The sequence below is a fragment of the Terrihabitans rhizophilus genome (assembly GCF_033898525.1).
GTDB classification, from domain to species: domain Bacteria; phylum Pseudomonadota; class Alphaproteobacteria; order Rhizobiales; family Methylopilaceae; genus Flaviflagellibacter; species Flaviflagellibacter rhizophilus.
In genome coordinates this window covers 106,748-113,644 of record NZ_JAXAFJ010000003.1, presented here as the reverse complement: position 1 = coordinate 113,644, position 6,897 = coordinate 106,748, and the positions used below count along the sequence as shown (strand labels likewise).

Annotated in this window: 5 protein-coding genes; all 5 read right to left on the bottom strand. The window is 67.4% G+C overall.

The features are described from left to right. Positions 1-64: 64 nt before the first annotated feature. Complete coding sequence (locus SCD90_RS07020; RefSeq protein WP_319843939.1) at positions 65-889, bottom strand: SapC family protein; 825 nt, start codon at positions 887-889, stop codon at positions 65-67. A 189-nt stretch (positions 890-1,078) separates the two neighbouring features. Then, a complete protein-coding gene (locus tag SCD90_RS07015; protein ID WP_319843938.1) occupies positions 1,079-1,900 on the bottom strand; it encodes a hypothetical protein in 822 nt (273 codons plus the stop codon). A 1-nt stretch (position 1,901) separates the two neighbouring features. Then, positions 1,902-2,765: an efflux RND transporter periplasmic adaptor subunit gene (locus SCD90_RS07010; RefSeq protein ID WP_319843937.1), complete on the bottom strand. Its 864-nt coding sequence runs from the start codon at positions 2,763-2,765 to the stop codon at positions 1,902-1,904. 9 nt (positions 2,766-2,774) lie between these two features. Then, entirely contained in the window at positions 2,775-4,760 is a 1,986-nt protein-coding gene (locus SCD90_RS07005) for a preprotein translocase subunit SecA (RefSeq protein WP_319843936.1), read from the bottom strand. After that, positions 4,753-6,897 carry an HlyD family efflux transporter periplasmic adaptor subunit gene (locus tag SCD90_RS07000; protein WP_319843935.1) on the bottom strand — a complete coding sequence of 715 codons (2,145 nt, stop codon included), beginning with the start codon at positions 6,895-6,897 and terminating at the stop codon, positions 4,753-4,755. The genes SCD90_RS07005 and SCD90_RS07000 overlap by 8 nt, the downstream gene beginning before the upstream one ends.

The window sequence follows — 6,897 nt, the reverse complement described above, 5'->3', positions numbered from 1 at the left end:
TGTCCTGACGCCTTCGTCTGCGTGCTGCTGACTTACTCGCTACGCTACTGAACCGTTGCCGGTCTTATGCGTCCTGCTCGGCCAATTCACGGGCCGGCTCGGCAGTCTCCGGCGCACCCTCAGCCTGGGCGTCGTGCTCGCGCACCCGCTCTGCCGTTGGGGTAAAATTCCGGAGCGAATGCAGGTGCGCATAAATGAGATCGAGCTCATCCGCCCGCGCCAGCTGTTCCAGGCGCTCGCCCGACAGGGCCTTCAGCCGCTCGGCGCTGATGGCCTGGAAGCCGGTCAGCGTCATGCGCTGGCCACCCGGCAGCGTGAACTGCGCCTGCATGGGCTCGAGCAGGTCGAACTCCACGAGGCGGCGGGTGAAGGCCTGCGTCCGCAGGAACTGCTGCTGGTAGGCCTGCAGAAAGCCGAGCACGCCCTGAAGATACTGCGTGCGCTCGCCGGTGCTGTCGAACAGGCGCTCGCCGCGACCTTCGGTGTTCGCCCCCGAGAAATCCTCGTCGATGCAGAGCGTGAAGTTGTCGCCGGCATCGGTGCTGGCGAAGACGAAGGGATAGCGCCGCAGGAAGGCGGGGATGTAACGCGCGGTCCAGCCGCCGCTCCGGGACACGTACAGGTTCTCCTGGTCGCGCACGCCGAGCATTGCCACGGGAACCACCTGATCGCCCTGCCCGGCGAAAACGATGGCGAATTCCGGCATCGCCACGTTGAATTCCGCCGTCATCAGCGGAACGGAGTTGATGCTGGAGGCGAAGGAGTAATCCTGCCCGGCCTTCACCGACCAGTCGGCGTGGCGCTGGCGGGACACGGGAACGGCCCGTTCATAGATGAGAAGCTGACGCTGCGCCTTGTCCGTCGCGCCGGTGTTGCTTTCACCTACCATGACCTGCTCCCCCAAAAGTCGAATTGATCCGACCGAGCACATAGCACGGCCTTTGAATCAGCGCAGGGGAAAACATGCTTTTCAGCACTTCATGCGAGCATTTTCTTCTTTAGGTCTCCCTCTGCGGGCAAGGTTTAGCGACGTAATTGGCTAACGAGGAGGAAACGGACGGAAGTAAAAGCCCACAGGTTACTTCTTTGGGGTAAAACCTTTCGCTCCGTAGTAAAACGTGGCGAAGGGTGTTCCGTCTGCTGACAGTCCGGCGGACAGATGGCCGAGAGCCTCGCCGGCCGCTGATCGCAGAGCTGATTGCAGAGCTGATTGCAGCCCGGCGCCAACATTCCAGCGTCCGGCCAGCGCAAGAAGATCCTGCTCGAGATCACTCACCAGAAGCCCCGCGCCGTAGAGCATAAGATCGAACGAGCGGCGAGGGCTGGTTTCGTCGTGCACATCGAGCAGGAAGTAGTCGGCCGTACGCCCCCGCAGGAGGTCGAACGCCTTGAAGGCGACGGCTCCCGGGTCTCCGGGTGCACCCGAAAGGGCCGATCCGATGATGCGCTGCACACCGGCGGCGTCGAGATCCCCGGGCCAAACATAGCGGGAGATGTTGTACGCGCCGGAGACGGCGTTCCATTTCAGGACGAGGTGGACGAGCACGCCGTGTCCCGGCACGGGCAGGGCCATGGCGGCCCGCGCTTCGGCGGCATGTTCCAGGTAGACCTTGAAGACAGGGCCGGCGGCGGTGCCCTCATAGCCGAGATGAACGACATCGCACCCCCGCATCGCGTCCTGTATCCGGGGTTCGAGCTCGCCCGGCAGATCCAGTGCTCGCAGGACCTGCATCAGGCCGGGTTCGGGATCGTCGCCGAACGCTCCGGCGTGCACGCTGACGACGTACCGATCCGCCCTCACCGCTCCCGGCGCGAGCTTCACGCTGCGTTCGAAGCCGTATTCGTGGCCGAGGGCGTGGATCAGCCGGCGCGGACGTTCCGCGATGTCGTCCGGCGGCACGTCAGGGCTGGCTTGGCGCCGTGCCCGGAACCGCCGTGACGGCTTCCGGCTCCAGCGTAAAGGCCACGCGGCAGCGCTGCCCACCGGGCAGCAGGTTTTCCGGGTTCGGCAACATCAGGCGCACGCCGAATGTGCCGCTGGCGGCGTCGAACACCTGGTCCGTCACGCCCACCTTGGCGGGATAGCTTCCGCCGGTCGGCGGATCGAGCGTCACGGTGCCCGTCGAGCCCTCGCGGATGCGGCCCCACAGAGCCACCGGCACATAGGCTTCCACATGGAGCGGATCGAGCTGCACCAAGGTGAGCACGAAGCTCTCCTGGTTCATGAATTCGCCGGGGTTCAGGTTGCGCTCCGCCACGAGGCCGGACACGGGGCTTGCAATGGTGCGGAGCGACAGGGCGGCCTCGGCGCGCAACCGGTCCAGTTCGGCCAGCCTGCGCTTCAGCAGCTCGGTCTCGAGATCGCGCTGGGCGATCGCGAATTCCGCCTCCAGCTGGTCGAGCTTCTCGGCCGTGACGAGGCCGGTTGTCAGCTGCTTGGAGCGCGACAGGCGGCGCCGCGCGAGTTCGAGCCGCGTGCGCTGTGCCTCCACGTTCTCCGATGCCGCCGCCTGTGCGCGATAAAGCGCGGCATTGGCTTCCTCGACCGTCGAATCGAGCTTCGCCAGGGGTTGCCCCGCCTCCACCAGATCGCCCCGGCTCACCAGCACCTCGCGCAGGATGCCGGTTGCGGCGGAACCGACCTTCACCCGCTGCGCCGGCTCGGCCACGCAATCGAAACTGACATCCTGTGCACGCGCAGGCGCACCTGCACACAGCAGCGCGGCGGCAAGAAGAGCGGGGGCGGGCTGGAGGCGAAGGGTCATGTTGGCCTCTTACTCGGACTGGCCGGAGAAGGCGAGGATGCGGGTCTGCATCTCGTCCGACTTCATCAATTGCCGGCGCATCCCGGCATGGATCCGCTCCGCGCGGCGCTGCATCGCCTTCAGCAGCAGCCGGCGCACCAGCGGGCCATGCGCCTTCCGCAGCGGCAGCGTCACCGCACGCAGCACGCCGGCCCGGTCCATTTCCATCAGGGGATCATCGAGCGACAGTATGGCTTCGAAATGGCCCTTCTGCCCTTGCCGGCCCGCACGACCTGCAAGCTGGTCGTCCACCCGGCGGGCGTCATGCCGCTCCGACATGATGACGTGCAGCCCGCCGAGATCCTCGACGCCCGGGCCGAGTTCGATGTCGGTGCCGCGTCCTGCCATGCTGGTGGCGATGGTGATGTGGCCCCGCTGCCCGGCCTCGGAAACGATGGCGGCTTCCTGCCCGTCCTGCGCCGCGTTCAGCAGGCGGTGCGGCAGGCCTGCGGCGGTCAGCATCGCGCTCGCCTCCTCCGATGCCGCGACCGTGCGCGTGCCGATCAGCACCGGGCAGCCGCGCTCATGCAGTTCGCGCACCCGCGCGGTGATCAGCCGCCATTTCTCCTCGCCACGCTCCGTCACGAGGTCGGGACGGTGCACGCGCTGGATGGGGCGATGCGTCGGAATGCGCGTCACCGGCAGCCGGTAGACCTGCCAAAGCTCGCCCGCCACTTGCCGGGCGGTGCCGCTCATGCCGCACAGGTGCCGGTAGCGACGGAAGAAGCGCTGATAGGTCATGCGCGCGATGGTGGCGCGGCGGTGGGAGAGCTTGCAGCCCTCCTTGTGCTCGATCATCTGGTGCAGCCCGTCGCCCCAGAAGCGGTCGGGCATGACGCGGCCGGTGCCCTCGTCGATGATCTGCACCTTGCCCTCGCGCACGAGATATTGGTGGTCGCGGTGGAACAGCAGGCCGGCGGAGAGCGCCTGCCGTGCCAGTTCCTCGCGCATGACGGTGCCACGCCACACGCCGCCGAGAGGTTCGGCAACTTCGCGCACCCGCTCATTGCCCGCCTGCGTCAGCGAAATGCGGCGCTCGTCGATATGGACGAGGTAGTCCCGCGGCGTCTCCAGCTTCGCCGCAAGCTCCATGGCCTGCGCGATGACAGCCGCGTCCACATCGCCGTCCGCGTTCTCGGAGATGACGAGCGGCGTGCGGGCCTCGTCCACGAGCACGCTGTCGGCTTCGTCCACGATGGCGACATGCAGGCCGCGCAGCCTGAGGTCGCGGGTTCGGGACGCGCCCGCCAGCCCTTCCAGCTTGAGGCGAACATTGCTGTCCTGCTGCCCCAGCACCATGCGGTCCCGCAGATAGTCGAAGGCCAGTTCCTTGTTGGTGCAGTAGGTGATGTCGCAGGCATAGGCGGCGCGGCGCTCCTCCGGCTTCTGTCCGGAGATCACGATGCCGACGGAGAGGCCGAGCGCCCGGTAGACCGGGGTCATCAGCTCCGCGTCGCGGCGGGCCAGATAATCGTTCACCGTCACCACATGCACAGGGCGTCCGGACAGGGCCGCTGTCCCCGCCGCGAGCGTGGCCGTGAGGGTCTTGCCCTCGCCCGTGGACATCTCGGCAAGGCGGCCCCGCATCATGGCGAACGCGCCCATGATCTGCACGCCGCGATGGCGCTGCCCCTTGAAGCGGCCGGAAACCTCGCGCACCACTCCAAATGCGCGGGCCAGCTGCGTATCGGTTAGGGCGGACAGCTCCGGGGCTCGGCGCAGGTCGAGGCGCAGCGCATGGACAGCGGCATCGAGCGCCCCGGCGTCGAGCCCCTGCAGTTCGCCTTCCTGCTCCATCACGCGCTGGACGACGCGGTTCATCCGCCGCATGTCGCCACGGCTCAGCGCACCCCGGAAGCGGCCAGCGAAATCGAGCACGGCCTTGTCGAGCGCACTCCGCTTCGGTGCCTGCCGCTCGGCATAGAGTTCGATCCGGGGCTGCGCCGCGTCAGACATTGAACTGGCTCAGGAAGACCTGCCGCAAGCCGCGCAACAGCCTCCACGCGACGGCTTCGCGGCCATGGTCGAACCGCACATAGACCCGTCCGCCTAGCGCGCGAGCATCGTCGAGGTTCGCGACGCCCACATCGAAGAGGAACAGGCTCTGCAAGGCGCGCGGCCTGTCCCGGCCGCCGGGGTCCAGCGCGATCGTGCCGCCTCCCTCCGTCGTCAGAACGGGGCTCGGCACTTCGGACTGCGCGGCCGGGACCTCGCGCAGCAGCGTGGCCGGGACGGTGCGGCCGAGATCTTCCGCGAAGCGCACATGCACGCGCCCGGTGCGCCCGCGCACCAGATCCACATCCGCCTGAGAAACGACGACGCGCACCACGGGATCGGACGCCGCAACCACATATCCCAGCAGGTCGCCTTGTCGGACGAAGCGGCCCGTGAGGTCCTTCGCGTTCGGCAGGATGACGCGGCCATCATGCGCGGCGCGAACCGTGAGGCCGTCACGCCTCTGCCGGAAGGCCGCGAGCGTCGCCTCGATGTGGCCGATCTGCGCCGCGAACAATTCCGCCTGCACGCGGTCGAGTTGGCGCACAGCCTCATAGCGCAGGCGCAGTTCCTGCCGCTGCGCTTCCGCGACGGCGATCCGCGAGTTCAGCACCGGGTCTTCCATGCCCACCAGCACGGTGCCGCTGGCCACCTCCGCATCGCTGTCCGGGAGCACGGCGTTGACCACGCCTTCGGAACTGGCGCGCACCTGCGCCCGCTCCGGTATCCACACCACCCCTTCGGCCACGGTGGCGTAGGGAGCCGGGATCAGGAACAGCAGCGCCGCCAGGCCCGCCAGCACAGACGCCGATACGGTTAGCGCCCGGCGTCGCCGGCCGGAGAGGCGTGGGCTGGTGAAGAGGTATTGGCCGCCTTTCCAGAGCGGGAAGACGACGAGCGAAGCCACCGACCAGATGGCCATGATGATGCCGATGAAGAACAGCTTCGTGGCCACGAACATCGCGATGCCGAGCGTCACCAGCACGCGGTACAAGAAAGCGAGCACGCCATAGGCCACGAACCAGCGCGCCTCGCCCCGGCTGTCGGCCGGGTTGTCGGTCTCGATGCCGAACAGGTGCCGCTGCACGATGTACATGATGTAGCGGTTGGCGCGGGTGCCGAGGCTCTGAATCTCGATGAGATCGGACAGGATGTAGTAGCCGTCGAAGCGCAGCAGCGGATTGCCGTTGAACACAAGCGTGGAGACGCCGCCGATCAGCATCGTGTTGAAGGCGATGGCGCGCACCAGCCCCGGCTCGGCATTGGCCCAGACGAAGGCGGCGATGGCCGCCAGCGCCAGTTCGACGATCATGCCCGCGCCGCCCACCACCGCACGGCGCCATTTGTCGTGGAACGCTGCGGACGCGGAGGCGTCCACATAGGGCGCCGGCATCAGGATCAGCATCATGACACCGACCTCGTGGACCTCGCCGCCCCACACCTTGGTGGCGTAGGCGTGCCCCGCCTCGTGCAGCAGCTTGATGACCGGGTAGAGCACCAGCATCAGCGCGACATTGGTGGCGGTGAGAACCTGTCCGAAGACGTCGGCCTTCAGCTCCTCGAAATGCAGGCCCGCGACGACAGCCCCGGACACCACCAGCGCCAGCCACAGCAGGAAACCCGGCACGCTGAACAGCGGGCGCACGAAGGGCGCGGTCAGGTTGAGGATATGATCGGGGTCGAACAGCGGGAAGCGCAGGGCCAGCGGGTTCTTGAAGCGGGAGACGAAGGTCTGCCGCGCCTGCTTGTGCGAACGCTCCGAGATCTCGTCCAGATCCGGCGCCATCTCGCCGTGCAGCAGATCGCTGCCATGCAGTTGCGAGAGCAGCTGGATCACCTCGTCCTGCGTCGGCGGATCGTCGCCCGCCCGCTGTCCCACGAGGTCCCAGATCTCGGCCACCGTGCGGTGGCCGTTCATCAGGCACAGCATCAGATTGGCCTGCGGCGAAACGCGGTGGAACCGGCCGGTCTGGTGATCCTGCACGATGTACCAGACCTGCCCGCGCAGGACGTGCCGGTGGATCTGCGCATGCTGGCGCAGACGCGGCTTCAGGTTCTGGACGCGGTACCAGGAGGAGCTGAAGAGGGAGCGCGCCAT

Coding starts and splice junctions, on each gene's coding strand:
- SCD90_RS07020 (WP_319843939.1), bottom strand. CDS start 889: ATGGTAGGTGAAAGCAACACCGGCGCGACGGACAAGGCGCAGCGTCAG.
- SCD90_RS07010 (WP_319843937.1), bottom strand. CDS start 2,765: ATGACCCTTCGCCTCCAGCCCGCCCCCGCTCTTCTTGCCGCCGCGCTG.
- SCD90_RS07005 (WP_319843936.1), bottom strand. CDS start 4,760: ATGTCTGACGCGGCGCAGCCCCGGATCGAACTCTATGCCGAGCGGCAG.
- SCD90_RS07000 (WP_319843935.1), bottom strand. CDS start 6,897: ATGGCGCGCTCCCTCTTCAGCTCCTCCTGGTACCGCGTCCAGAACCTG.